Source organism: Thalassotalea montiporae, assembly GCF_053485855.1.
Genome location: NZ_JBQRUO010000037.1, coordinates 1 through 219, shown reverse-complemented (window position 1 = coordinate 219; position 219 = coordinate 1). Strand labels below are relative to the sequence as shown.

Sequence of the window (219 nt, the reverse complement as noted above, 5' to 3'; positions counted from 1 at the left end):
CTTTACGCCCAGTAATTCCGATTAACGCTCGCACCCTCCGTATTACCGCGGCTGCTGGCACGGAGTTAGCCGGTGCTTCTTCTGTCGCTAACGTCACAGATGCAAGGTATTAACTTACACCCTTTCCTCACGACTGAAAGTGCTTTACAACCCGAAGGCCTTCTTCACACACGCGGCATGGCTGCATCAGGGTTTCCCCCATTGTGCAATATTCCCCAC

The 219-nt window shown here is 53.0% G+C and carries 1 rRNA gene; it reads right to left on the bottom strand.

What is annotated here, in order from left to right:
* Positions 1–219, bottom strand: a 16S ribosomal RNA gene (locus ACSLUR_RS19185); the annotation flags it as partial.